Raw genomic sequence first — 1,165 nt, forward strand, 5'->3', positions numbered from 1 at the left:
AGGAAAAAAGTGAGGAAAATGCGCCTTAAATTAGGAAACTGGATCGGGAATTATAACTGTCGCTGACACGGAAAAATAATTGTCGTTGATCAGTTTTTGATAAATCCCTCATAATGCGCATAAAGCATAGCCCATCCAGCCCTAAGAAGGGCGGACCTTTGAGAGTTCGTTAAATCAGGCCTATAGATGAGGAGTCTCATCGCGGCAATTTCCCTCTCACGCCACTCTAGATCCTTTGTAATTATATCGATGGGTCTCATCCGTCACACAAGTGTTTTGAAACAATTGATATTCTTTGTCCAAGCTTCTCGATAGTATTTGCTCCTGGACCAGTGGAGGCCCTGAACTCTTTACTATTAAATGCATTCTGCAAGCGTTCCTTAATAATGGCTGGCGGTAGTGGCCGGAGATCATCAAGGTGAGCTGAAAATGTAGCAACAACCGCTTCATAGTAAGCAGGTGCAAGACGACCAGTGGGTTCACCTTCTGGATTGAATCTTGTAAAAGCAGAATCACTAAGTTTTTCTTCAATCACATTAAAAACATCTTCAAAGTGATTCTTTCTATCTATCAGATCAAATTGAATCCTTTTAAACAACGTGTCTTCCATCAAGGAGTCGAGCCACTCCTCGATGTTGCCCTTAAAACCATCTCTATACTGGGTTACTGCAAAGAATCGTAGGACCAACTCTTCATCTGCCCTTTTTTCTTTAAATGTATCCGGCAATTTAGAAATTGATTTTACAAATGGATCAAATTTAGCCATTTCTTGTATTGCATCGTAAAAAACATCCCCACCTTCAACCATTCTAGAAGAGCAGTTTCTTATTTCCTGCGCTGACAGAAGTGCACCACCGGTATTTAAACGCTTGAACATTTCGTATTTTACAAATGAGTCTCCTGATTTATTAATTATCGTTGCACGGATTGGAGTTCTTTTAATCTTTAGACGAACAGTTGTAGATAGGTCGTCAACACAAAGACCATTGAGATCACCAAGTATGTCACACCCAGAAAGGAAAAGCTGTGGCTCATTTATTGCCGAGTGATCTAGAAACTGCAGAACTGTACTTAGAGCTGGTCTGGAAAAATTGGACAGCCATTTAAGTGAAAATCTGCTTTATTAGAACATCAAAAAAAAGGAGCAGAAGAATGGCAAAAGGAA

General features: G+C 40.0%; 2 protein-coding genes. Both read right to left on the reverse strand.

Annotation, left to right across the window (positions count from 1 at the left end):
* Window positions 1-89 precede the first annotated feature (89 nt).
* Window positions 90-260 carry an MAE_28990/MAE_18760 family HEPN-like nuclease gene (locus tag K245_RS28640; RefSeq protein WP_198013964.1) on the reverse strand — a complete coding sequence of 57 codons (171 nt, stop codon included), beginning with the start codon at window positions 258-260 and terminating at the stop codon, window positions 90-92.
* The gene (locus K245_RS28195; RefSeq protein WP_051284542.1) at window positions 257-877 is read right to left on the reverse strand and encodes a hypothetical protein; all 621 of its coding nucleotides are present in this window, start codon (window positions 875-877) and stop codon (window positions 257-259) included. The genes K245_RS28640 and K245_RS28195 overlap by 4 nt, the downstream gene beginning before the upstream one ends.
* Window positions 878-1,165 lie beyond the last annotated feature (288 nt).

This window comes from Desulforegula conservatrix Mb1Pa, from assembly GCF_000426225.1.
Classification (GTDB): Bacteria; Desulfobacterota; Desulfobacteria; order Desulfobacterales; family Desulforegulaceae; genus Desulforegula; species Desulforegula conservatrix.